This is a genomic window from Tardiphaga sp. 709 (genome assembly GCF_032401055.1).
Lineage (GTDB): Bacteria > Pseudomonadota > Alphaproteobacteria > Rhizobiales > Xanthobacteraceae > Tardiphaga.
The window spans coordinates 1,717,068-1,741,127 of the sequence record NZ_CP135529.1; the positions used below are offsets into that span (position 1 = coordinate 1,717,068).

The 24,060-nt window shown below is 62.4% G+C and carries 19 protein-coding genes and 1 riboswitch; of the genes, 9 read left to right on the plus strand and 10 right to left on the minus strand.

Annotation, left to right across the window (positions count from 1 at the left end; translation table 11 throughout):
- Nucleotides 1–2 precede the first annotated feature (2 nt).
- Nucleotides 3–866, plus strand: a complete 864-nt coding sequence (locus RSO67_RS08710; protein WP_315843155.1) for an ABC transporter substrate-binding protein — start codon at nt 3–5, stop codon at nt 864–866.
- 14 nt (nt 867–880) lie between these two features.
- Entirely contained in the window at nt 881–1,849 is a 969-nt protein-coding gene (gene cbiB / locus RSO67_RS08715) for an adenosylcobinamide-phosphate synthase CbiB (RefSeq protein WP_410001876.1), read from the plus strand.
- Here cbiB and RSO67_RS08720 read toward each other — a convergent pair.
- The 6 genes from RSO67_RS08720 to RSO67_RS08745 are packed head-to-tail and all read right to left on the minus strand — an operon-like array spanning nt 1,822 to nt 9,660.
- Nucleotides 1,822–3,309: a cobyric acid synthase gene (locus RSO67_RS08720; protein WP_315843157.1), complete on the minus strand. Its 1,488-nt coding sequence runs from the start codon at nt 3,307–3,309 to the stop codon at nt 1,822–1,824. The two genes, cbiB and RSO67_RS08720, sit on opposite strands and share 28 nt — an antisense overlap.
- Nucleotides 3,309–3,935 carry a cob(I)yrinic acid a,c-diamide adenosyltransferase gene (cobO, locus tag RSO67_RS08725; RefSeq protein ID WP_315843158.1) on the minus strand — a complete coding sequence of 209 codons (627 nt, stop codon included), beginning with the start codon at nt 3,933–3,935 and terminating at the stop codon, nt 3,309–3,311. Before cobO ends, RSO67_RS08720 begins: the two co-directional genes overlap by 1 nt.
- Nucleotides 3,932–7,654 carry a cobaltochelatase subunit CobN gene (gene cobN / locus RSO67_RS08730; protein ID WP_315843159.1) on the minus strand — a complete coding sequence of 1,241 codons (3,723 nt, stop codon included), beginning with the start codon at nt 7,652–7,654 and terminating at the stop codon, nt 3,932–3,934. The genes cobO and cobN overlap by 4 nt, the downstream gene beginning before the upstream one ends.
- A 15-nt stretch (nt 7,655–7,669) precedes the next feature.
- A complete protein-coding gene (gene cobW, locus RSO67_RS08735; RefSeq protein WP_315843160.1) occupies nt 7,670–8,683 on the minus strand; it encodes a cobalamin biosynthesis protein CobW in 1,014 nt (337 codons plus the stop codon).
- The gene (cobU, locus tag RSO67_RS08740; RefSeq protein ID WP_315843161.1) at nt 8,684–9,214 is read right to left on the minus strand and encodes a bifunctional adenosylcobinamide kinase/adenosylcobinamide-phosphate guanylyltransferase; all 531 of its coding nucleotides are present in this window, start codon (nt 9,212–9,214) and stop codon (nt 8,684–8,686) included.
- Entirely contained in the window at nt 9,211–9,660 is a 450-nt protein-coding gene (locus tag RSO67_RS08745) for a DUF1636 domain-containing protein (protein ID WP_315843162.1), read from the minus strand. The genes cobU and RSO67_RS08745 overlap by 4 nt, the downstream gene beginning before the upstream one ends.
- Nucleotides 9,661–9,768: 108 nt before the next feature.
- Nucleotides 9,769–9,960, minus strand: a riboswitch (cobalamin riboswitch).
- Between the two features lie 99 nt (nt 9,961–10,059).
- Here RSO67_RS08745 and cobT point away from each other — a divergent pair.
- Together cobT and cobS are read left to right on the plus strand one after the other, a co-directional pair.
- Nucleotides 10,060–11,115 carry a nicotinate-nucleotide--dimethylbenzimidazole phosphoribosyltransferase gene (gene cobT, locus RSO67_RS08750; RefSeq protein WP_315843163.1) on the plus strand — a complete coding sequence of 352 codons (1,056 nt, stop codon included), beginning with the start codon at nt 10,060–10,062 and terminating at the stop codon, nt 11,113–11,115.
- Nucleotides 11,116–11,880 (plus strand): adenosylcobinamide-GDP ribazoletransferase, encoded by a 765-nt coding sequence (gene cobS, locus RSO67_RS08755; RefSeq protein ID WP_315843164.1) that lies wholly within the window; start codon nt 11,116–11,118, stop codon nt 11,878–11,880.
- On the opposite strand, the gene RSO67_RS08760 is transcribed toward cobS, so the two are convergent.
- Nucleotides 11,873–12,385 (minus strand): tyrosine protein phosphatase, encoded by a 513-nt coding sequence (locus RSO67_RS08760; protein ID WP_315843165.1) that lies wholly within the window; start codon nt 12,383–12,385, stop codon nt 11,873–11,875. The two genes, cobS and RSO67_RS08760, sit on opposite strands and share 8 nt — an antisense overlap.
- 271 nt (nt 12,386–12,656) lie before the next feature.
- Between RSO67_RS08760 and RSO67_RS08765 the strand changes: the two genes are divergently transcribed.
- Nucleotides 12,657–14,645 (plus strand): putative bifunctional diguanylate cyclase/phosphodiesterase, encoded by a 1,989-nt coding sequence (locus RSO67_RS08765; protein ID WP_315843166.1) that lies wholly within the window; start codon nt 12,657–12,659, stop codon nt 14,643–14,645.
- On the opposite strand, the gene RSO67_RS08770 is transcribed toward RSO67_RS08765, so the two are convergent.
- A complete protein-coding gene (locus RSO67_RS08770; RefSeq protein ID WP_315843167.1) occupies nt 14,642–15,913 on the minus strand; it encodes a Zn-dependent hydrolase in 1,272 nt (423 codons plus the stop codon). The two genes, RSO67_RS08765 and RSO67_RS08770, sit on opposite strands and share 4 nt — an antisense overlap.
- A gap of 73 nt (nt 15,914–15,986) precedes the next feature.
- Here RSO67_RS08770 and RSO67_RS08775 point away from each other — a divergent pair, with 73 nt between their 5' ends.
- Nucleotides 15,987–16,769, plus strand: a complete 783-nt coding sequence (locus tag RSO67_RS08775; RefSeq protein ID WP_315843168.1) for an SDR family oxidoreductase — start codon at nt 15,987–15,989, stop codon at nt 16,767–16,769.
- A gap of 49 nt (nt 16,770–16,818) precedes the next feature.
- Here the strand turns inward: RSO67_RS08775 and RSO67_RS08780 are convergent, their stop codons facing one another.
- Both RSO67_RS08780 and RSO67_RS08785 read right to left on the minus strand, forming a co-directional pair.
- Nucleotides 16,819–17,892: an NAD(P)-dependent alcohol dehydrogenase gene (locus RSO67_RS08780; RefSeq protein WP_315843169.1), complete on the minus strand. Its 1,074-nt coding sequence runs from the start codon at nt 17,890–17,892 to the stop codon at nt 16,819–16,821.
- A 972-nt stretch (nt 17,893–18,864) separates the two neighbouring features.
- Nucleotides 18,865–20,037 carry an isovaleryl-CoA dehydrogenase gene (locus tag RSO67_RS08785; protein WP_068734239.1) on the minus strand — a complete coding sequence of 391 codons (1,173 nt, stop codon included), beginning with the start codon at nt 20,035–20,037 and terminating at the stop codon, nt 18,865–18,867.
- Nucleotides 20,038–20,297: 260 nt separating this feature from the next.
- Between RSO67_RS08785 and RSO67_RS08790 the strand changes: the two genes are divergently transcribed.
- The 3 genes from RSO67_RS08790 (at nt 20,298) to RSO67_RS08800 (ending at nt 24,057) form a co-directional block, all read left to right on the plus strand.
- Nucleotides 20,298–21,494, plus strand: a complete 1,197-nt coding sequence (locus tag RSO67_RS08790; RefSeq protein ID WP_315844205.1) for a cytochrome P450 — start codon at nt 20,298–20,300, stop codon at nt 21,492–21,494.
- Nucleotides 21,495–21,542: 48 nt separating this feature from the next.
- Nucleotides 21,543–22,814, plus strand: a complete 1,272-nt coding sequence (locus RSO67_RS08795) for a cytochrome P450 (protein WP_315843170.1) — start codon at nt 21,543–21,545, stop codon at nt 22,812–22,814.
- 67 nt (nt 22,815–22,881) lie between these two features.
- Complete coding sequence (locus tag RSO67_RS08800; RefSeq protein ID WP_089265293.1) at nt 22,882–24,057, plus strand: acyl-CoA dehydrogenase family protein; 1,176 nt, start codon at nt 22,882–22,884, stop codon at nt 24,055–24,057.
- Nucleotides 24,058–24,060: the final 3 nt, after the last annotated feature.

Sequence of the window (24,060 nt, forward strand, 5' to 3'; positions counted from 1 at the left end):
TCATGCCATCATATCGGGCAAAGCGCGAGAGGCTTTGGCCACTCGCGGCTACGGCACTCGCGCTGCTCGCATACGCGCCGCTGCAGGCCAGTGCAGCCGATCTGCCGCGTATCGCCTCGATCAATCTCTGCACCGATCAACTGCTCGTCACCCTCGCCGATCCCGAGCAGATTTTGGGCCTCAGCCCCTATGCGCGCGATCCGTTCCGCTCATGGGATAATGACAAGGCGAAGGCGTTCCAGCTGCTGTCCGGCGAGGCCGAGGACGTGCTGGCGCTGAAGCCGGATGTCGTTGTCGCCGGCCGCTTCACCAAGCGCGCGACCCGCGAACTCCTGAAGGACAAGGGGCTGAAGGTCACCGAATTCGATCCCGCCCGCTCGCTCGACGACGTCAAGAAACAGCTCCGCCAGATGGGCGCGCTGGTCAAGCATCCGGAGCGCGCTGAAGCCGAAATAGCGAAACTCGATAGTGCTATCGCGCAGGCCCATGCCGCCGTACAGCGCAAGCCGTTGCGGGTACTGGCGGTGTCGCGGCGCGGCTGGGTGTCCGGCGGCGAGAATCTCACGACGTCGCTGCTCTCGGCCGTCGGCCTGCGCAATGCCGGCGGCGAACTCGGCCTCAAGGCTGGCGGCTTCGCCTCCTTGGAGACGATTGTCACGCTGAGGCCCGATCTGCTGCTGGTCACCGACAATACCGACTTCGCCGAAGACGAAGGCCGCGCTTTCCTGCTGCATCCCGCGCTGGAGAAATTCTATCCGGCGTCGAAGCGACTGGTGCTGCCCGAGCGCCTCACCGCCTGCGGCGGTCCGACCATGGTGGAAGCACTCGACCGCCTGGCTGCCGAAATCAGCCGCGTGGCGCCCTGATGCTGCCGCATGGGATGCTGGCGCATGGCGACGCGCTCCTGCTGGTGGTCGCCGCGCTGCTGCTCGACGCCGTGATCGGCGATCCCGACTGGCTGTGGCGACGCGCACCGCATCCCGTGGTCTGGATCGGCAACGGCATCGGCTGGCTGGAACGCCGGCTCAATCGAGAAAGCCGGCCGGGACGGCAGCGCAAGCTGGCCGGTGTGATCACCGTCATCGTGCTGGTCAGTGTCGCAATACTTGTCGGCGGACTGCTTACCGATCTCCTCAACGACAACTGGATCGGCTTTGCGATCGAGGCTTTGATCGCCTCATTGCTGATCGCTCAGCGCAGCCTGTATCAGCATGTGGCCCGCGTGCGTCGCGCTTTCACTGAGGCTGGATTGCCGGCGGCGCGACAGGCCGTTGCGATGATCGTTGGGCGCGATCCTGAACAACTCGACGAAGCCGGTGTGGCGCGCGCGACGATCGAGTCCACCGCGGAAAATTTTTCCGATGGCATCGTCGCGCCGGTGTTCTGGCTGGCATTGCTCGGATTGCCCGGCTTAATTGCCTATAAGGCTATCAACACGGCCGACTCCATGATCGGTCATCGCAGCGTGCGATATCAGGATTTCGGCTGGGCGGCCGCGCGTCTCGACGATCTCGTCAATCTGATCCCAGCACGGCTAGCGGGAATATTGGTCGCGCTCGCTGCGCCGGCCGCAGGCGGATCAATCATCTCGTCATTGAAGATCATGATGCACGACGCCGGAAAGCATCGCTCGCCCAATGCTGGCTGGCCGGAAAGCGCCATGGCTGGCGCGCTCGGGATCGCAATAGCGGGACCGCGCGTTTATGCCGAGGGCGCGGTCAACGATCCCTATCTCAATGCGGAAGGACGAACCGCAGCGCCTGACGACATCGGCCGGGCACTTCGCGTATTCGTCGCAGCCTGCGTCTTGCAGGCGGCGATCTATGCGGCGCTGGCGCTGCTGCTCTGACGGCTGCGGGCGATCTCGATCAGCCGATCGATATCTAAGTGTTTCTCGCAATGATCGGCCAGCGCATCGAGTGCAACTTCGATCTGCGCATCATAGGCCAGCGACGAGGCAATGCCGAGATTGGCCAGCCAGGCCTTGCGGAATGCGTCGCCGGTGAACAATCCGTGGACGTAGGTCCCCTGCACGCGCCCATCGACAGAAGCGGCACCATCAGGTCGTCCATCGATCATCAGTAGCGGCCGCGCACAGTCGTCCCCTTCGCTGCGGCCGAGATGGATCTCGTAACCTTCGATCGCCGCCCCCGTCGCGCAATGCGTACCGGTGACCAGCGTCGTGGATTTATCCGCGCTCATCAGCGTCACGATATCGAGCAGGCCGAGGCCATCGACCGACCCGGGCGAACCATCGACACCTTCGGGGTCGGCAATCGTCTTACCCAGCATCTGGTAGCCTCCGCACAGACCGAGCACGTGGCCGCCGCGGCGCACATGCGCCTTGATGTCGACGTCCCAGCCCTGCGCACGCAGGAAGGCCAGATCGCCGATGGTGGACTTGCTGCCGGGAATGATGATGACATCGGCGTTGCCCGGAATGGCTTCGCCCGGCCTGATGAAGACAAGCTTCACGCCCGGCTCCATGCCTAGCGGATCGAGATCGTCGAAATTGGCGATGCGTGCCAGCACCGGCACCGCGATGATCCGCGTCGATGACGAGGCATGGGTGCGATCGAGATCGACGGCATCTTCGGCCGGCAGGAAGGCAGCCTGCGGCAACCATGGCAACACGCCGATGGACGGCCAGCCTGTCAGCCGCGTGATCGCCGTGAGGCCATTCTCGAACAGGCTGGGATCACCGCGAAACTTGTTGACGATGAAGCCGTGGATGCGCGCACGTTCTTCCGGCTCCAGTACCAGATGCGTGCCGGCCAGGCTCGCAATGACGCCGCCGCGATCAATATCGCCGGCGAGCACGACGGGAATATTGGCCGCGGCAGCAAAACCCATATTGGCGATATCGCCGGCGCGCAGATTGATCTCCGCCGGACTGCCCGCGCCTTCGACGAGAACAATGTCAGCCTCGGCGGCAAGCAGCGAGAAGCTTTCCAACACAGCGGGCAGCAATGCGGCCTTCTTCTCCAGATAGTTCTTCGCCCGCAGCGTGCCCCAGCGCTTGCCCTGCACAATCACTTGGGCGCCGGTATCGGTCTCCGGCTTCAATAGCACCGGGTTCATGTGAACACTCGGGGGCAGCTTCGCCGCCCGCGCCTGTACCGCCTGCGCGCGCCCGATCTCGCCGCCATCGACCGCGACAGCCGCATTGTTCGACATGTTCTGCGGCTTGAACGGTGCCACCTTCAAGCCACGCCGCACCAGTGCCCGCGCGAGGCCAGCGACAATCGTCGACTTGCCGGCATTGGAGCCGGTTGCCTGGATCATCAGCGCGGGCGTGGTGAGGTTCATCAGAATTCGATACCCTTCTGGCCCTTGATGCCGGCGCGGAACGGGTGCTTGATCAGTGTCATCTCGGTGACCAGATCGGCCATCTCGATCAGCTCGGGCTTGGCGTTGCGGCCAGTGATGACCACGTGCTTGTCCGCGGGCTTCTCGTCGCGCAGGAAAGTCAGAACCTCGTTGAGATCGAGATAGTCGTAACGCAGCACGATATTGAGCTCATCGAGCAGCACCAGGCGATGGCGGTCATCGCGGATCATTTCCTTGGCGCGCTCCCATCCCGCGGTCGCGGCAGCAATGTCGCGCTCGCGGTCCTGGGTGATCCAGGTGAAGCCCTCGCCCATGATGTGCAGCGTGACGAGATCCGGGAAGGTCGTCAGCAGACGCGCTTCGCCGGTGTCCCATTCCGGCGACTTGGTGAATTGCACGATGCCGACCGGATAGCCGTGACCGATATGGCGGAACACCATGCCCAGCGCAGCCGAGGTCTTGCCCTTGCCGGTACCGGTGTGAACGATCAAGAGGCCCTTCTCGCCGACCTTGGTCGCCATGATTTTGTCCTTGGCGGCCTTGTGCTTGGCCGCCTTGATCTTGTGGCGGGCATTTTCTTCATCGTCGTGGGCGAGTTCGGTCATGCGATTTCCTTTGCGATCTCTTTGTGCGCCTGCGGCAGAAGTTCGGCGATCAGATCGGCCGCGCGATTGGAACGCGGCGTCCACAGATCCCGGCGGATGGCTTCAGCAAAACGCGCAGCCGTCTCGCGCAACGCCGCGGGATTGGCAGATGCCATGAAGCTGCGAACCTCGTCATTTTCCAGATAGGAGGCGAACAGCTGGTCGAAATGGTGATTGGCAACCGCATTGGTGGAGGCTGCGAAACCGAACAGATAATCAACCGTGGCCGCGATCTCGAACGCACCTTTATAGCCGTGGCGCATCACGCCGGCGATCCATTTCGGATTGGCGCCGCGGCCGCGCACCACGCGCGAGATCTCATGCGCAAGCGGCCGGGCAATCGGCGCTTCCGGTCGCGACGTATCGATATGGGCGATGCGCGGTGCCGAGCCACGCAATGTCTGCACCGTCGCTGCGAGCCCTCCGATGAACTGGTAGTAGTCGTCGGAATCCAGAATGTCGTGTTCACGATTGTCCTGCGCCTGCGCGACGAGATCGACGCCCTTCAGCCGCTCGGCGAATTCCCCGCGCGCATCCTCGCCATCGATACCGCTGCCATAGGCGTAGCCGCCCCAAGCAAGATAGACGTCGGAAATGTCGTCACGATTGCTCCAGCCGCCTTCATCCATCAGCGCCTGCAGTCCTGCACCATAAGCGCCGGGCTTCGAGCCAAACACACGACGCGTCGCCTGTCGCCGTGCAATCTCGCAGGTCATGCCGCCGGCTTCGAGCGTGCGGGCACGCGCGCGGACATTGGCTGCGATGGGGTTGGCGTCATCGGGTTCGTCGAGTTCGGCCACGGCGCTCACGGCGGAGCCTATAATGTCCATCTGGGTCGGAAACGCATCGCGGAACAGGCCGGAGACGCGGAAGGTCACATCTACGCGTGGGCGCTTCAGTTCCGACAATGGCGTGATCGCAAAGCCGGTGACACGGCCCGAAGTTTCCTCCCATAGCGGACGCACGCCGATCAATGCCAGCGCCTGCGCGACGTCGTCACCGCCGGTGCGCATATTCGCGGTGCCCCAGGCCGACAGCGCGATCGCGCGCGGCCATTCGCCGGCTTCCTGCCAGTAGGATTCCACGAGACGTTCGGCGGCGAGCTGCCCGATGCGCCAGGCGGATGGCGTTGGCACGGCACGGACATCGACCGCGAAAAAATTGCGCCCGGTCGGCAGCACATCGGGGCGCCCACGCGTTGGCGCGCCGGACGGGCCAGGCCGCACGAACTGACCGTCGAGGCCTTTAAGGAACGCGGCCATCTCTGCGTCGCCGCAGGCATCAATAGCTGGCCGCAATTTCGCGGCGATCCAATCGAGCACCTCGGCGGTGCGCGTCCAAGCGCGATCGCACGATAGCCTACCTGACACGAGTTGCAGCGCCAGCCCTTCGATTCGTTCGACGGTATCACCTGTAGTGCGCCACACAGCATCTCTGATATCGGTAAGAACGCCGGGGCGCGGGCCGAGATAGTCATCGGCCATATCACGGGTCAGAGGATCGAACGCACCAAGCCCGAGATCGGCCGCCAGCGCGCGATGCAAAGACGCATCCTGCGGTTTGATATCCGAGCGCGGCAGGCGCGCGATGGACACAAGGAGATCATTGCGCTGCGCGTCCTCGGGCACGCGGCCGAAGATGTGCAGTCCGTCACGGATCTGCATTTCCTTGAGATCGCAGAGATGGGCGTCGAGCGCGCGCAGCGCGTCGCTCGTCGGTGTGTCGCGGGTGACATTGACATCGGCATCGATCTGCTGCGCGCGGGCGAGCGACAGAATGTCCTCGGCGATCACCGCGGCGCGCTTGGGATCGAGATCGGTCGCCATGGCATATTCGTCGACCAGGTTCTCCAGCCGCGCCAGATCGTCGTGCAATTCGGCCCGCGTCATCGGCGGTGTCAGGTGATCGATAATCACGGCGGAGGTGCGGCGCTTTGCCTGAATGCCCTCGCCGGGATCGTTGACGATGAACGGATAGAGATGCGGCAGCGGACCGAGTACGGCATCGGGCAGACAATCGGCCGACAGGCCTGCGCTTTTTCCCGGCAGCCATTCGAGATTGCCGTGCTTGCCGAGATGCACCACCGCATGGGTATCAAAGTCGCGGCGCAGCCAGAGATAAAAGGCGAGATAGTGATGCGGGGGCACCAGATCGGGATCGTGATAGGTGCTCTTGGGATCGATATTGTAACCGCGTGCCGGCTGCACGCCGACGGTGATATTGCCGAAACGATGCAGGCCAAGGCGGAAGGCGCCATCGACGACATGCGGATCGCTCGCAGCTTTGCCCCAGCGAGCTTCAATAGCGGCCTGCACATTGGTCGGCAGCGTCGCAAAGGCCGCATGATACTCAGCCAGCGGCCAAGTCACGCCACTGCTTCGCTCCGCACGACCGGCAAGCGCATTGGTTGGCCCCTGCTGCAACAACTGCATCATGGCCGCGACCGTGTCCGGCGCGTCACCCGCGACGTATCCGACCTCAGCCATAGCGGCGATCACATCAATCAGGCTCTGCGGCGTATCGAGGCCGACGCCATTGGCAAGGCGTCCATCGCGATTGGGATAATTGGCCAGGATCAGCGCGACGCGACGTTCGTTCGCTGACGAACGACGCAAGCGCACCCAGGCACGCGCCAGATCAGCGGTCGCATCGATGCGATCCTGAACTGGCTGCAGCGTGGTCGGCGCAAACCCGCCGTCGCTGGTGCCGCGCTCCTTGAAGGCGATGGCATTGGCGAAGATGCGCCCATCGACTTCCGGCAGCACTACATGCATCGCCAGATCGCGCGGCGTGAGACCCCGGGTCGACGCTTCCCAGCTGGCACGCGAGATGCCGGCCTGTGCGACCTGCAGAATCGGACAACCAGACGCCGACAGCACGCCGGCATCGTCATGCGCGGTCGCGGTAGCGAAGGCCGTGGCATTGATGATGATATCGGGCGGATAGGCTGCCAGCGCAGCACGAAGAAAGGCGGCGGAGCGCTCATCCTTCAGGCTGGTAACATAGAGGCAAACCGCATTGAGACCGCGCGCACTCAACGACAGGCGTAACGCATCGATCGCAGCGGTGTCGCCACCGGCGACCAGCGCGCGGTAGAAGATCACGATGGCATTTGGCAGATCGCTCGTCGCGGGCTCGCTCGGCCAGAACCCGGCTGAGGGCATCGGCCGCGCGGCCGGAGGTTGCTCGCCATGGCCGATTAGATGCGCAGCATAGCGCAGTGCCAGCTGTGCGTTGTCGACGCCACCCTCGCTGCAATAGCGCCACAACGCATGGGTTTCGTCGCTGCCGACCGTGCCGCGGGCGGCTAGTTCGGCATTCCAGTCCATCTCGCCGGGCAGGCAGGCAAACTTGCTGCCGCGACTCAGCGCGTCGCTGCGCAGGCTCTCGACGCCATGGGGCCAATAGCTGATACCGCCGAGCATGCGCAGCACCACGATCTTTGCCTTGGCCAGCGTGCGCTCGACATAGAGATCGACCGACGCAGGATGGCCGAGCGCCAGCATGTTGGTGAACCGCACGCTGGGGAAATCGCCCGGCAGTGTCGCATGCGCCGCATTGAACGCCGCCAGATCGCTGTCAGCCGCCGACAGCACGACGATATCGGCAGTGTCCTGCCCGAGATCGCGGGCGACGTCGCCGTCGTCAATACTGCCGGAGGTGTCGAGCTTCAGATGCATGCGGGTGAACCTGCGTTACCCGGCGAGTGCCTTTCGTACCGCGTCGCCGTCGAATCCCTTGAGGCCGATGACTACCAGATGCTCGGCCTGCATCACGTCCGGCCGGGCGAAGGCGAGTTCAACGCGGGCGCCGACGGCCTGCACGACGATCGGCGCGGACTTGTCCGTAATGCGGGCATGGCCCTTCACGCGGAGCACACCGTCGAGGCCAAGCGCGTCGCTGATGCGCGCACGCATCGCGTCGATGCTAGCCGCAGCGGTCGGTTTGACGACGATGCTGTCGAAATCGTCATGGTCGTGTTCTTCCTCTTCACCGTGATGACCGACGCGGGCGGCCATGTCGTCCTCGGCGGCGGCGTTGAGCCCGATCAGCACCGACGGTGCGAGATCACCCTTGGAGCGCACAATGCTGACACCCGGCCGCAGCACGGCTTTCAGCTTGGCTTCGATCTCGGCGAGCTTCTCTGGAGCGACGAGATCGCTTTTCGACAGCACCACAAGGTCGGCACAAGCGAGCTGGTCCTCGAACACTTCCTCGATCGGATCGTCGTGCTCGATACCCTCGTCCTTGGCGCGTTGCTCGGCAACGGCATCTTCGTCCAGCGTCACGCGCCCCTCGGACAAAGCCAGCGCATCGACAATGGTGACGACACCATCGACAGTGGCGCGGGTCTTTACCGCGGGCCATGCGAAGGCCTTCAGCAGCGGCTGCGGCAGCGCCAAACCGGACGTCTCGATGACGATGGCGTCGAGCGGACGTTCACGAGACAGCAGCTTGTCCATGGTCGGCACGAAATCGTCAGCGACCGTGCAGCAGATGCAGCCATTGGTGAGCTCGACGATATCGCCGGGCGCGCAGGCCTTTGCCGCGCATTCCTCGACAAGACCGCCATCGAAGCCGGCATCGCCGAATTCATTGACGATCACGGCGATGCGGCGGCCATCGGCCTGGGTCAGCAGCGAGCGCAGCAGCGTGGTCTTGCCGGCGCCGAGAAATCCGGTGAGGACGGTGACGGGAACGCGGGACATTCAATTCTCCTGGGAGCGCTTGAGCCAGAGCGGAAGCCCGGCTGCAATGAAAGCAACATTCGGCACGGCGGCCGCGATGATCTGGTTGAGCCGGCCTTGCGCATCGCGAAAGGCACGGCCGAGCGGCATCTCCGGCACGAGGCCGAGGCCGACTTCGTTGGACACGAACACGATCGGATAGCGCGAGACATCGAGAAAACGCACAAGGCGCTTGGCTTCAATCTCTGGATCGCGCTCGGCCAACATCAGATTCGACAGCCACAGTGTCAGGCAATCCACCAGCACAACGCGCCCGACCGTGGCCTCACGCGTCAGGGCATCGACCAGCGCGAGCGGCTCTTCCACGGTGATCCAGCCTTCACCGCGCTGCCTGCGATGCTGCGCGATGCGGGCGTGCATCTCTTTATCGCCGGCCGTCGCAGTGGCCAGATAGATTTTCGTCAGGCCGATGCCATCGACCAGCTTTTCGGCGAAGGACGACTTGCCCGAGCGCGCACCACCCAGCACCAACGTGGTGGAGGCCGCGGTCATTTTGGCGCACGCCCGTCTTCAGGCGACCAACGCAACGGCGGCACGCGCGCCACCATGCCCTTGCGCAGCACCTCGGCGCGTTCCCGCCAAGGCACCAGACCGTAGTCGGATTTCTGATAAGACTCCACGAAGGACACCAGCGCCGCGCTGCCGCTGTCGGTCTGCAGATCACCGAACAGGAATGTGTAGCCGTCGGGGCTTGTCACCGCGACCGTCGCCGGTCGCTTGCAGACGCTGAGGCATTGCACCGGACGCACCATCACGGCGGCATCGCCATCGCCGAGCGCGGCCTTCACGGCATCGAACATGTCCGGCCCGACGATCGTGCCGGTTTCGGCGGCCTTGCAGCTGATGCAAACGCTCACGACCACGGGACCAGCCGGCACGGGGCGCGGCGGTTCGACCGAAATTTGTTCGCCAGAGATATCGGCGCTGTCGTGATCCATTACATGCTCAGTTCACGCCCTCACGGGCTTACGAGCTTTGTTGGATCGCGCCGACAGCATTGCCGTCGGTTCGCTCCCGTCCGGTGCACCCCGCCCCGACGACGCCTCCAAAGCACAGTTCGTGATGGCAGGTCTCCTGGCTTGCGAGTCAAAGCCTGTTGCCGCCTTCCCAAGAATTCTGAAGAATTCCCAGTGGCACCGGCGCGGGCTCGTCGCTTACAGTTGCGGGGGCAGCGCCGGCCTCAAACCGGCTTCCCTATTCACCTTCCACGCGGAAGGACCATCGCAAAAGACGCTATCTGCCGGGTGCGCCGGGGTCAACCGCGCCGACGGACTGTCGCCCGGACCTGTTGACCTTGCAGGTCGTCTTGCGTCAGTTAGGCCGCGAAAAGGAACCTCATGTCCGCCCATTCCCAGCCCTTGTGGCAGCCGCCCGCCATTACGCCTGTTGACCCGCAGATCGCGGCAGGCATCCGTGCCGTCATCGACGGCAAGGCCAAGCCGCCGGGATCGCTGGGGAGAATCGAGGACCTGGCGCTGCAGCTCGGCATGATCCGGCATCCCGGCGAACCGCGCGGCGACAATGCCGTGCTGCTGGTATTTGCGGGGGATCACGGACTCGTGGCCGAAGGCGTGTCGCAATATCCGTCGGCGGTCACGGTTGCGATGGTGATGACCTATCTGGCCGGCCGCGCCACGGCCAATGCATTTGCCACGGCCAACAATATCGACGTCCGCGTGATCGACATCGGCGTCGCTGCGGAACTGCCTGTCCATCCGAAGTTAATCGACGCCAAGGTCCGCATGGGCACCGCCAACGCGGCGCGCGAACCTGCGATGACAGCAGAGCAAGCGGCGGATGCACTATCGCGCGGCTACCGGATCGCCGTCGGTGAGATCAAGGCCGGCGTCGACATCATCGCGCTCGGCGAGATGGGAATTGGCAATACGGCGTCCTCGGCATTGGTGGTTCATCGGCTCGCGCCGGCCCCCCTGGATGATTGTATCGGCATTGGTGCCGGGCAGGACGACGCGGGTATGGCGCGCAAGCGCGAGGCGATCACGAAGGCGGCTGCACGCAGCAACGCAACTGCGCCGCTGGATGTGCTTGCCGAATTCGGCGGACTGGAAATCGCAGGCATGGCCGGAGCGATCCTCGGCGCGGCCTCGCAACGGCGGCCGGTGATCATCGACGGCTTCATCTCCAGCGCCGCGGCATTACTTGCCGTTCGCCTGTCCCCGGCTGCACGCGACTACTGCGTCTTCGCACACCGCTCGGCCGAACGCGGCCATGACATCGTGCTGAACGCACTCGATGCGACGCCGCTACTCGATCTCGGCTTGCGGCTCGGTGAAGGCACCGGCGCGCTGCTTGCGGTGCCGCTGGTCCGTGCCGCCGCGCGCATGCTGACCGACGTTGCGAGCCTCGACGACGTGCTGGCCGGAAAGATCTAGATGAGACTGGATCCGCATCTCTTGAATGCGATCCGTTTCCTGACGGTGCTGCCGGTACCGGCAACTGGCGACGCGCAAGAGGCTGACTGGCTTGCGCGTGCAATGAAGTATTTTCCGATCGTCGGTGCCGGCATTGGCGCCGCATCCGCAATCGTGTTTCTCGTTGCCAGCGAATTCTGGTCACCGCTGATCGCGGCTTTGCTGGCGATTACAACAAGCATCGTCATCACCAGCGCCCTGCACGAAGATGGCCTGGCCGACACGGCCGACAGTTTCGGCGGCGGCTGGACCATCGAGAAGCGTCTTGCGATCATGAAGGACAGCCGCATCGGTACTTACGGCGCTCTGGCACTCGGCCTCGGCACGGCGCTGCGCATTGCGGCGCTCGCCATATTGCCGATGTGGGCAGGTGCGACAGCGCTGATCGCCGTCCACGCCGCAGCCCGCGCCATGCCGGCCCTTGTGATGAACCGCCTGCCCTACGGCGGCGATACCAGTGCGATGAAGGTCACTTACGCCGAAGCGCCCGTGCGGTTTGAGGAATCGTTGTTTGCACTTGTTGTGATCGTGCTTGCGGCGATCCCGCTGGCGCTCGTCTCGCTCGCCTCACTCGCTGCGGGTCTTCTGCTCGGCGCAGCGCTCGCCGCGTTGCTCGCACTCTGGTCGCGCCGTCTAATCGGTGGCTACACCGGCGACGTGCTCGGTGCCGTCGAGCAACTATTCGAGATCGGCTTTCTGCTTGGCGTCGCAGCCCTGATCAAATAGGCCAGCTCAACGGCAATCGATAGGGCTCACCTTCGAAGGCGTCAGCGCCGCGGCCGATGCACGCGATGGCTTCGACCATGCGGCCTTTGCGGCCAAGCTGTTCGTCGGCCAATTGCACCATCAATTTGTTCGGAGTCACATAGGGCGAACGTTTGCGTAGTTCATCTGCAATTGCCGCCTCATAGCCAGGATTGCGATCGCAGGCGATGGCGTAAGCCGCAGCGCTGGAACGGCTGATGCCGGCCCAGCAATGAATGAGCATCGGGCGATCAGCGATGCTGCCGCGGCCAAATTGAAGAATGGCATCCACGACGTCGGCATCGGGCGCGATCAGGTCCGGCGTCACTTCAACGATATCGTGAAAGGTCAGCTCCACATGACGCTCACGCGCCAACCCGCTCCAGTCGCGCTCGCTCGTTGTGGGCGACAGAAGGGTCAGCAGATCGAAGGACGGCAGCAAATCTGCCACAGCAGCAAGGCCCCCGAGCGAGCTCACATAGATCATTCGAACACCCTGCTCGCTGTTGTCATGTCCTTCCTCTCACCCACGGCGAATGGACCATCTTCAACCTCATGCCGCTGCGATGTCGATGATGCAAGGTCGGTTTCATAATACCACCCCCGACCTTTTCGCACTTGCACCATCGCAATCCGAGGAAAATACACCAATCGGAACAATCGGTTACTATCTCGAACTTTCAGCAGCCGAGGCAGGCCAATCTTAAAGAAGTTGCGATAGGTATCTAACTCACGAGTGCAGAGTCCAGGACGGTACGATGCTGAACTACTTCGAAATGGCGGCATCACAAATCGGAACGATCTTCCGGGTGCCGCGCGAAAACCCCGAACTGGTGGAAGCAAAACTCGCTGCCTTCACCCGTCAGGTGCCGATGATGTATGCACTGGTGGTCGTCAACACGACGGCACTTGCGATCACCTTTTATGGTACGGCGCCACATCTGCTTACCGTCTATCTCCCCGCTGCATTCGATGCAATTTGTGTGATCCGGATACTGAGCTGGCTGAGAGCGCGGCACACCACGCTGTCACTCAACAAGGCCGTAGAAAAGCTCACCGGCTCCATCATCTTTGCAGGCATTCTCGGCGTCGCGTTCACTGCCTGGAGCCTCAGCCTGTTTCCCTATGGCGACGCCTATAGCAAAAGCCACGTTGCGTTCTTTATGGCCGTGACATCGATCGGCTGCGGCTTCTGCCTCATGCATCTGCGCGCGGCAGCGCTGATCGTGATGGCGCTGGTTGTCGTGCCCTTCGCGTTCTTTTTCGGCTCCAGCGACAATGTGGTCTTCGTCTCCATCGCCTTCAACTTCGTCGTGGTTATCGGGGCCGTTCTCTTCATGCTGCTCGGCAATTACTCCGACTTCGAGAAGCGGGTGAATTCGGAGAAGGCGCTGCGTATCAAGCAGGCTGAACTGCAGGTGCTGAGCGACAAGAATTTCCGGAATTCAAATATCGACAGCCTCACCGGTCTCCCCAATCGCCGGAACTTCTTTGCCGAGCTCGAGCGCGGCATTGTCAACACTGAGCACAGTAGCGGCGGCCTGCTGCTCGGTATCCTGGATCTTGACGGCTTCAAGCCTATCAACGACATCCATGGGCACCACACGGGTGATCGCTTGCTCGTCGAAGTCGCAGACAGACTGCGCGCACATCTCGCCCCTCACGTGTTTCTGGGCAGACTGGGCGGCGACGAATTCGTCATGTTCAGCGACCAATTGCTCGACCCGGATGCAATTGTTGAGGCGGAAGAGAGCATCGAGAACCTATTCGACATCCCGTTCGAGATTGATGACATTACAGTAAGCATCAGCTGCTCGATCGGATATGCGGAATTTCCGGACACAGCCAAGACCGCGCAGGATTTGTTCGAGCGCGCCGATTACGCGCTGTTCTTTGCCAAGCAGCACAAGCGTGGGAAGGCCGTCCGGTTTTCTGCAGAACACGAAGCCGATATCCGCGAGGCCTCCTCTGTGAGTCGGGCCCTGGCTAGTGCCGACCTCGAACAGGAATTGTGGATCGCCTACCAGCCGATTATCGACGCAGAAACACAACAGCCTGCGAGCTTCGAAGCCCTGGCGCGCTGGAAGAGCCCGGAGCTCGGCAATGTTCCGCCAATGAGCTTCATTGTTGCCGCCGAGCGTTCCGGCATGATCGGCCAGTTGACCCCGTTGCTGCTTCGCAAGGCTCTGGAAGGCGCAGCCACATGGCCGGAGCACGTCCGGATTTCGTTCAACCTCTCTGCGGTTGACGTCGCCTCTCCCCTGTCGATCCTCAAGATCATTGCTGTTGTCCAGCAAAGCAGGGTGAAGGCCAGCCGCATCGACTTCGAGATTACCGAGACGGCCGTGATGGGCAATCTCGCGCAAGCGACTGAAGCGCTGAATGCCCTGAAGACTCTGGGAGCCCGCATCTCGCTGGACGATTTCGGAACCGGCTATTCGAGCCTGAGCTGTATTCGCGAATTGCCACTCGACAAGGTCAAGATCGACCGCAGCTTCATCAGCAATATCGAAACCGACGATGCCTCGCGCTTGATCCTGCGCACCATGCTAGGCCTCTGCGCCGGCCTCGGCCATGACTGCATCGTCGAAGGTGTCGAGAACAGCGAACAGGTCGACTTCCTGCAAAAGGAGAACTGCCGTCTCATGCAGGGCTATTTCTTCGCCAAGCCCATGAGCATCGAGCAGGTTGGGGATTACCTCGCCTCCGCTCAACGCAGCATGCTGGCCGAACGCACCGCCGGCTAGTCGTTCTGTCCGTCGAGCAGCCGCACCGCCTCGAACAGCGTTGCCGCCCCGACGGCCAGTTGCTCCGGCTCCGACCATTCCTCCGGGCAATGGCTCTTGCCGTCCTTTGACGGAATGAACAGCATCGCGCTGCGGCCGACATGCGACATGAAAGCGGCATCGTGACCGGCCCCCGACGCCAGCCGCGTCGTGGAGTAGCCGAGCTTGGCAGCGCTACGCCCGAGAACGTCGAGCAGATGATCGTCGCAAGGCGCGGGAGGATTTTGCGAGATCAGTGCGAAGTGTTCGCGCTCGACCTTGGCTCGCCCTGCAATGGCGAGGCTCTCGCGATCGAGCAGCGCCACGAATTCATCGACCAGCGCAGCTTTCTCGGCGCGGATATCGAGGATCATGCGCGCGCCGCCGGGCACGACATTGGCAGCGTTCGGGCTGATCTCGAGGATCCCCGTGGTGGCGACGAAATGGCCCTGTTTGCGCGCGGCAAAGGCGCTGGCCTGCTGGGCGACCAGCAGCACGAGTTCGGCAGCGGGCAGGCTCGCATCCCTGCGATATTCCATCAACGTCGAGCCCGCGTGATCGGCGGCACCCTGCAGCACGATCTCGACGCGGGTGATGCCGGCGATCCCGGTGACGAGACCGAGATCGAGCTTCTTGCTTTCCAGGACGACGCCCTGCTCGATATGCAATTCGAGGTAGCCGACGAATTCCGGCTTCGGCATCGCGGCAATGGCCGCGGGGTCGCCGCCGACGCGCTTGATGGCATCGGCCAGCGTCTCACCGGCCGCATTGGTGTAGGTCAGCATTTTCGCATCGAGTTCGCCGACCATCGCGCGGCTGCCGACGCAGGACAGACCATATTCGCTGGGCTCCTCGGCGAGGAAATCCACGATCTCGATCGGATGTCGCGATTTGTAGCCGGACGCCTGCAGCGCACGCACCGCTTCCAGCGCCGTGAGGATGCCCGAAATGCCATCAAAGCGGCCGCCGGAAGGCACCGTGTCGGAGTGCGACCCGAGCATGATCGGCGGCAGGCCCGGAACGCTGCCCTCAAGCCGGGCGATCATGTTGGCGCCGGCATCCATGCGCACCGTCATGCCCGCAGCGATGAATTGCTCGCGCAGCCAGGCGCGTCCCTCGAGAAAGCGCTGCGAGAACGATCGCCGCGTCCACGGTTTGTCGGGATCAGTGATGGCGGCCAGCGCCATATGGTCGTCCCAGAGGCGGTTCTGATCGATGGGCGGTTTTGTCTCGGTCGGCATGATCGGCATGAGGCTCATGAGTTGGCGGCACTGGCGCCGGCACGATTATTGTTGAACACTTTGGCCTTCGTGAAGCAAGACGATGGACATCGTGAAGCAAGAAACGATCAGGGAGAAAATCGTGAGCAGCAAGACCAGGATCGCATGGGTGACCGGCGGCGGCACCGGAATCGGCAGAGCGGGCGCAGAGGCGCTGTTGGCTGATAGCTGGACGGTGGTCATTTCCGGCCGCCGCGCCGATGTCCTGAAGGGCGTCGCCGATGAACTCGGCGCCGGCGGCAAGCCGGTCGAGGTAATGGCGCTGGACGTCAGCAATGCCGACGACGTCAACAAAGTCGCTCAGGCCATTCTCGCCAAACATGGCCGTATCGATCTTCTGGTGAACAGCGCCGGCGTCAACCTGCCGAAGCGGAGCTGGGAAGACGTCACGCAGGATGGCTGGGACCAGATCGTCGACATCAATCTCAATGGCGTGATGTATTGCATGCGCGCAGTGCTGCCTGCGATGCGGGCACAGAAGGACGGTTGCATCATCAATGTCGCCTCGTGGGCCGGGCGCATCGTATCGAAAATGACGGGGCCGGCCTATACGGCCACCAAACATGCGGTTCTGGCGCTGACCCATTCCTTCAACATGGACGAATGCGTCAACGGCTTGCGCGCCTGCTGTCTCTCCCCCGGTGAGGTCGCCACTGACATCATGAAGAACCGTCCGGTGCCGCCGAGCGACGAGGTGATGGCGCGGATGCTGCAGCCGGACGATCTCGGCAAGACCATCGCCTTCATTGCCAGCATGCCGCCGCATGTCTGTATCAATGAGGTGTTGATCAGCCCGACCTGGAATCGCTCGTTCCTGGCCATGTGAGCGTGTCAAAGGCAGCCAGCGCAGCCCTTCGCGCTGGCAGCCTTTAGTCTCACGGCGTAATTGCGACCTTCAGCACGCCATCGCGCTGGTGCGAGAACAGATCGTAGGCTTTTTCGATATCGTCCAGCCTGTAGTGATGCGTGACCAGCGACGTCAGGTCGACACGGCCGGAGGCGACGACGTTCATCAGCCGTCGCATCCGCTCCTTGCCGCCGGGGCACAGGCTGGTGACAATCGTGTTATCGCCGAGCCCCGCCGAAAAGGCACTCAGGGGAATCTGTAGATCCGTCGAATAGACGCCAAGGCTGCTCAGCGTGCCGCCCGGCCGCAGCGCGCGCAGTGCCGATTCGAAGGTGCCTTGCGTGCCGAGCGCTTCGATGGCCACATCGACGCCGCGGCCGTCAGTCAGGTCCATGATCTGCTTGACCGGATCCCCCTTCTTGAAGTCGACCACGATATCGGCCCCGAGCCGTTTGGCGACCTCGATGCGCGCGGGCACCGTATCGACACCGATGATCGTGGTCGCGCCCATCAGCTTGGCACCGGCGATAGCGCAGAGTCCGATCGGCCCCAGCGCGAACACCACCACCGTGTCGCCGATCCTGGTGCCGCCGCGCTCGGCGCCCGCAAATCCCGTTGACATGATGTCCGGACACATCAGTACCTGCTCATCGGTCAACGCGTCGGGCACCGGACTGAGATTGACCATGGCATCGGGGACCAGCACATACTCGGCCTGCGCTCCGTCGATCGTATTGCCGAACCGCCAGCCGCCGCTGGCCTTGAAGCCATGCTTCGTTCCAGCGCCATCCTGCGATGAGCAGCCGCAGAGACATGCATAACTGTGGCCGCTCGGCGTGATGGCGCCGGCAATGACGCGCTGGCCCTCGCGATAGCCGGTGACGGCACTGCCGAGCTTCTCGATGATACCAACCGGCTCGTGTCCGACGGTCAACCCTTTCTCGACCGGATATTCACCCTTGAGGATATGCACATCGGTACCGCAGATCGTGGTGGTCGTGATGCGCATCAGCGCATCGAGCGGACCGACAGCGGGGATCGGCTTATCCTCCAGAACGATACGACCCGGCTCCACGAATATCGCAGCCTTCATTTTCGGCATGATCCTGCTCCTGCTTGCGATGGTGCGTCGATCGACGCCATGAGCCAATCATCTGCGCATTTTGCCGTGACCGGATTGAGGTGGATCAAGTGGCGATGTCTTTTGAATCTCTCTGAAGATGGCGCACACAGCCGCGCTTCTGCATCGCTCTTGATTCAATTTGTCAAACAGCCACGGCTCTGCAGACATGCGTCATCACCCCCATTATTTGCGGCGCGGGGGCGCCGTCGTGTCTCGCATTCCCACCCTCTGTTGAGAGGGCGTGCGGAACGCCGGGTGCCCGTTGCACCCTTGGGCCTGATGCCAAATGCGGTCTTCCGCAATTGTGAGTGCATCAGGACTTTCGGAGGCGCCGAGCAAAGTGCCCGACGTTCCGCATACGGTGTTTTTTCAGCCTGCTTGCACTTTGCCTTGGCGAACGGTCCGATCACCAAAATGATGGTCCCACGGCGGAGGGACAGGGAGCCTCAAGCGAGTAAGCCGGACGCGTTTTGACTTGGTCGTCCGTCACACTGTCCAGAGGGTCTTTCCATCCCAAGGCCGGTCGTCTCCTTGCCAGTGGCAGTGCTGGCGCAGATCCGTCCTGCCCGAAGACAGACGTCACCCATGAACCGCGTAACGCCGCATCTCCGGCGTCCACCGCATCCTGCCCCGCGAACGTGACGATCGCGATCGCCCCTCTCGGTGGGCAGGACAGAGGAGAATATAAACCTTGAAGGGATGTTGTCAATGAAGGATAGGAAAAAATGTTTGGGGGCCCCGAACTGTCATTCCGGGGCGCGGGCGCGCCTTCGCGCACGCGAACCCGGAATCCCAGCATGGGAGTCTCTAGTCAGCGCCAAACACTCTGGGATTCCGGGTTCGCACTTCAGCGGCTTCGCCGCTTTCGTGCGCCCCGGAATGACGAACCCAGGCGGACGCCCCGAAATGACAATGGAGAGGTCAGCGCTCCAGATACAGGGGATCTCCCCTTCACCCGTTCTTCGCGAACAGCTCCCGCCCGATCAGCATCCGCCTGATCTCGCTGGTGCCGGCGCCGATCTCATAGAGTTTGGCGTCACGCAGCAGGCGGCCGGTGGGATAGTCGTTGATATAGCCATTGCCGCCGAGCAGCTGGATCGCGTCGAGCGCGCATTGTGTGGCGCGCTCCGACGCGTAGAGGATGGCGCCGGCGGCATCCTCGCGGGTGGTCTCGCCGCGATCGCATGCTTTCGCCACCGCATAGACGTAAGCGCGCGCCGAACTCAGCGCGACATACATGTCAGCGATCTTGCCCTGCACCAACTGGAAATTGCCGATCGGCTCGCCGAACTGTTTGCGCTCGTGCACATAAGGCTGCGCGACGTCGAGACAGGCCTGCATGATGCCGAGCGGGCCTGCCGCGAGCACCGCGCGCTCGTAATCGAGGCCGGACATCAGGACATTGACGCCGCGACCGACCTCGGCGAGCACGTTCTCCTCGGGCACCTCGCAATCCTCGAACACGAGTTCGCAGGTATCCGAGCCGCGCATACCCAGCTTGTCGAGCTTCTGCGCCGTCGAAAAACCCTTCATCCCCTTTTCGATGATGAAGGCGGTGATACCGCGCGGTCCGGCAGCCGGATCGGTCTTGGCATAGACCACCAGCGTCTGCGCCACCGGGCCGTTGGTGATCCACATCTTGTTGCCGTTGAGAACGTAGCGGTCGCCCTTCTTGTCGGCGCGGGTCTTCATCGACACCACGTCCGAACCCGAACCTGGCTCGGACATCGCGAGGGATCCGACATGTTCACCCGAGATCAGCTTCGGCAGATATTTGCGCTTCTGCGCCTCGTTGCCATTGCGACGCAACTGATTGACGCAAAGGTTCGAATGCGCGCCATAGGACAGCCCCACCGACGCCGAGGCGCGCGAAATCTCCTCTACCGCAATGACGTGTTCGAGATAGCCGAGCCCGGCGCCGCCGAACTCTTCCTCCACCGTGATACCGTGCAGGCCTAGCGCGCCAATCTTGGGCCAGAGATCGAGCGGAAACTGGTTGGTCTTGTCGATGGCTTCGGCGCGCGGCGCGATCTCGTTCTGGGAGAAATCACGCACGGTCTCGCGAATCGCATCCGCGGTCTCGCCGAGATCAAAATTGAACATCCGTTGAGCGTTCGAAATCACAGGGTCGCCTCCGGTCAGAACGGCGCGCAAGCGCACCGGTTTTGTTGATTGAAATCACCATGTCACGGGCCGAACGGGCTGAGAAGAGGCATAAAGTGGTCCTTGCTCTTGGCCCCGCAACGGGTTGTAATTCATCCAAATAAGCCCTCCGGGACCAACCACGGAAGGCATGCCAGGGGAGAGAACCGATGCTCGATCGCGTCCAGGATTCCGACAGCAGCAAATCCGCCCAAGCCGCCGCTCACGCCCAGGCTTACGGAATGCCGCTCGATGAGTTCGATCCCGGCAATCCCGAGCTGTTCCGCACCGATACGTTCTGGCCCTATTTCGAACGGCTGCGCCACGAGGATCCCGTCCATTACTGCAAGGACAGCATGTTCGGACCGTATTGGTCGGTGACCAAATACAACGACATCATGCAGGTCGAGACCAATCACGCCACCTACTCCTCCGCCGCGGCATTCGGCGGCATCACCATCCGCGACGCCGGTGTGCAGTTTCGCCGGCCGATGTTCATTGCCACAGATCCGCCGCATCACAGCGCCCAGCGCAAGACGGTGGCGCCGATGTTCGCGCCTCACCACATGGACGAACTCTCCAGCCTGATCCGCAGTCGCACTGCCGAGGTGCTGGACTCCCTGCCCCGCAACGAGACTTTCGACTGGGTCGATCGCGTCTCGATCGAACTCACGACGCAGATGCTGGCGACGCTGTTCGACTTCCCCTGGGAGGAGCGCCGCAAGCTTACCCACTGGTCGGATGTCGCCACAATGTTGCCGCCCACGCCGGAGGCCGAGCTGGAGCGGCAGAGAGAACTGCGCGAATGCGGCGAGTATTTCGGGCGACTGTTTCAGGAGCGACTCAATGCGCCGCCGAAGAGCGACCTGATATCGATGATGGCGCATAGCGAGGCCACGCGGCATCTCGATCCGGAGAGTTTTCTCGGCAACATCATTCTGCTGATCGTCGGCGGCAACGACACCACGCGCAATTCGATGTCCGGCGGCGTCTACGCACTCAATCAGTTCCCCGGCGAATATGACAAGCTGCGCGCCAATCCCGCGCTGATCGAGAGCATGGTGCCGGAGATCATCCGCTGGCAGACGCCGCTCGCACATATGCGGCGCACGGCGGTGCAGGACACCGAGCTCGGCGGCAAGCAGATCAGGAAGGGTGACAAGGTCGTGATGTGGTACGTCTCGGGCAACCGCGATGACGAGGTCATCGAAAACCCCAACGAATTCATCATCGATCGCGTACGCCCGAACCGCCATCTGTCATTCGGCTTCGGCATCCACCGCTGCGTCGGCCTCAGACTTGCCGAACTTCAATTGAAGATTGTGTGGGAAGAGATCATCAAGCGCTTCGACAGGATCGAAGTCGTCGGCGAGCCGCGCCGCGTCTTTTCGAGCTTCGTGAAGGGTTATGAAACACTGCCTGTGCGGATCGCTGGCTGAACCAGCGACCGCAACGGCTCAGGATCGATTTTTTGGAGAGCAGACGTCATGAATATCCAAGCCAGGATCAATCCTGACAAAGCCGAGATCCAGCGCGTCGCGCGCGAGATCGCCTATTCGACGCCGCTGAAGGACTTCCATCCCGGCGCGCCGAAATTGTTCGCGACCGATACGCTGTGGCCGTTCTTCGAACGACTGCGCAAGGAAGAACCGGTGCACTACTGCACCAATGCACCGATCGAGCCCTATTGGTCGGTGACCAAGTACAACGACATCATGAAGGTCGACACCAATCACGGCATCTTCTCGTCCGACGTGAAGCATGGCGGCATCGCGATCCGCGACGTGCCGGAAGGCTATGACTGGCCGAGCTTCATCGCCATGGATGAGCCGAAGCACAGCGCACAGCGCAAGACCGTGACGCCGATGTTCACACCAGCGCATCTCGACGAGATGGCAGTGCTGATCCGTGGTCGCGTCTGCAAGGTGCTCGACGGATTGCCGCGCGGCGAGACCTTCGACTGGGTTGAACGCGTCTCGGTCGAACTCACCACACAGATGCTGGCGACCCTGTTCGACTTCCCGTGGGAGGAGCGCCGCAAGCTGACGCGCTGGTCGGACGTGTCCACCGCGCTGCCAAAAAGTGGAATCGTGTCGTCGGAAGAGGAACGCCGCCGCGAGATGGATGAATGCGCCGCCTATTTCCAGAAACTCTGGAACGAACGCGTGAATTCCGACCCGCGGAATGACCTGATTTCCATGATGGCGCATAGCGACGCGACGCGCTTTATGGATCCCGACACACTGATGGGCAATATCATCCTGTTGATCGTCGGCGGTAACGACACCACCCGCAACACCATGACCGGATCGGTGCTGGCGCTGAACGAGAACCCCGACCAGTATCAGAAGTTGCGCGACAATCCGTCGCTCATCGAGACCATGGTCCCCGAAGTGATCCGCTGGCAGACGCCGCTGGCGCATATGCGCCGTACCGCCATGCAGGATACAGAACTCGGCGGCAAGACTATCAAAAAGGGCGACCGGGTGGTGATGTGGTACGTCTCGGGCAACCGCGACGAGGAGGTGATCGAGCGCCCCAACGAGTTCATCATCGACCGCGCGCGGCCGAAGATTCACCTGTCATTCGGTTTTGGCATACACCGTTGCGTGGGCATGCGCCTGGCGGAGTTGCAATTGAGGATCGTTTGGGAGGAGATACTGAAACGGTTCGAGAACATCGAAGTTGTGGGGGAACCCAAGCGCGTGTATTCGAGCTTCGTTAAAGGCTACGAGACCCTCCCGGTTAAAATTACGTAAGACCGGAGGATTTCGTAATGCCGGTCAGGATTCATAATTTTCCCCTCAAGAAGAGAAGCTCAATTCCTTGACGAAACACCATCCCGCGGAACAGGACGAATTCCACGATATCCGCGATGCCGTTGCCAAACTGTGCGCACAGTTCCCCGGTGAATACTGGCGCAAGCTCGACCGCGAGATGGCCTATCCGAAGGCTTTCGTCGATGCACTGACGGAAGCCGGCTACCTGTCGGTGCTGATCCCCGAGGAATATGGCGGCTCCGGCCTCAAGCTGTCCGCTGCAGCGGCGATCCTCGAAGAGATCCAGCGCGCCGGTTGCAATGGCGGCGGTTGCCACGCGCAGATGTATACGATGGGCACGGTGCTGCGTCATGGCAATGACGAGCAGAAGGCCAAGTGGCTGCCGAAGATCGCCAGTGGCGAAGTTCGCCTGCAGGCCTTCGGCGTCACCGAGCCGACCTCGGGCACCGACACATCGTCGCTGAAGACGGTGGCGAAGAAGGACGACAACGGCGACTACATCGTCAACGGGCAGAAGATCTGGACCAGCCGCGCCGAATATTCCGACCTCATGGTGCTGCTCGCGCGCACCACGCCGAAGGAGCAGGCAGCGAAGCGCACCGACGGTCTGTCGGTGTTTCTGGTGGACATGAAGGAGGCCAAAAAGAACGGCCTCGAGATCCGTCCGATCCGCACCATGATGAATCATGCCACCACCGAAGTGTTCTTCACGGACATGAAGGTGCCGGCGGAAAACCTGATCGGCGAAGAGGGCAAGGGCTTCCGCTACATTCTCTCGGGCATGAATGCCGAGCGCATCCTGATCGCCAGCGAATGCGTCGGCGATGCCAAGTGGTTCATCGCCAAGGCGAGCGCTTACGCCAAGGAGCGTCAGGTGTTCGGCCGACCCATCGGCCAGAACCAGGGCATCCAGTTCCCGATCGCCAAGGCCTATGCGAATATGCGCGCGGCCGAGCTGATGGTGAAGGAAGCGCTGCGCAAATACGAAGCCGGCATGGAATGCGGCGCCGAGGCCAACATGGCCAAGATGCTCGCGGCCGATGCGTCCTTCGAGGCGGCCAATGCCTGTATCCAGACCCATGGCGGTTTCGGTTTCGCCGAGGAATACGACGTCGAGCGCAAATTCCGCGAGACGCGTCTGTATCAGGTGGCGCCGATCTCGACGAACCTGATCCTGTCCTTCGTGGCCGAGCATGTGCTCGGCATGCCGCGCTCGTATTGAGAT

Coding starts and splice junctions, on each gene's coding strand:
- RSO67_RS08710 (WP_315843155.1), top strand. CDS start 3: ATGCCATCATATCGGGCAAAGCGCGAGAGGCTTTGGCCACTCGCGGCT.
- cbiB (WP_410001876.1), top strand. CDS start 881: ATGCTGGCGCATGGCGACGCGCTCCTGCTGGTGGTCGCCGCGCTGCTG.
- RSO67_RS08720 (WP_315843157.1), bottom strand. CDS start 3,309: ATGAACCTCACCACGCCCGCGCTGATGATCCAGGCAACCGGCTCCAAT.
- cobO (WP_315843158.1), bottom strand. CDS start 3,935: ATGACCGAACTCGCCCACGACGATGAAGAAAATGCCCGCCACAAGATC.
- cobN (WP_315843159.1), bottom strand. CDS start 7,654: ATGCATCTGAAGCTCGACACCTCCGGCAGTATTGACGACGGCGACGTC.
- cobW (WP_315843160.1), bottom strand. CDS start 8,683: ATGTCCCGCGTTCCCGTCACCGTCCTCACCGGATTTCTCGGCGCCGGC.
- cobU (WP_315843161.1), bottom strand. CDS start 9,214: ATGACCGCGGCCTCCACCACGTTGGTGCTGGGTGGTGCGCGCTCGGGC.
- RSO67_RS08745 (WP_315843162.1), bottom strand. CDS start 9,660: ATGGATCACGACAGCGCCGATATCTCTGGCGAACAAATTTCGGTCGAA.
- cobT (WP_315843163.1), top strand. CDS start 10,060: ATGTCCGCCCATTCCCAGCCCTTGTGGCAGCCGCCCGCCATTACGCCT.
- cobS (WP_315843164.1), top strand. CDS start 11,116: ATGAGACTGGATCCGCATCTCTTGAATGCGATCCGTTTCCTGACGGTG.
- RSO67_RS08760 (WP_315843165.1), bottom strand. CDS start 12,385: ATGATCTATGTGAGCTCGCTCGGGGGCCTTGCTGCTGTGGCAGATTTG.
- RSO67_RS08765 (WP_315843166.1), top strand. CDS start 12,657: ATGCTGAACTACTTCGAAATGGCGGCATCACAAATCGGAACGATCTTC.
- RSO67_RS08770 (WP_315843167.1), bottom strand. CDS start 15,913: ATGCCGATCATGCCGACCGAGACAAAACCGCCCATCGATCAGAACCGC.
- RSO67_RS08775 (WP_315843168.1), top strand. CDS start 15,987: ATGGACATCGTGAAGCAAGAAACGATCAGGGAGAAAATCGTGAGCAGC.
- RSO67_RS08780 (WP_315843169.1), bottom strand. CDS start 17,892: ATGCCGAAAATGAAGGCTGCGATATTCGTGGAGCCGGGTCGTATCGTT.
- RSO67_RS08790 (WP_315844205.1), top strand. CDS start 20,298: ATGCCGCTCGATGAGTTCGATCCCGGCAATCCCGAGCTGTTCCGCACC.
- RSO67_RS08795 (WP_315843170.1), top strand. CDS start 21,543: ATGAATATCCAAGCCAGGATCAATCCTGACAAAGCCGAGATCCAGCGC.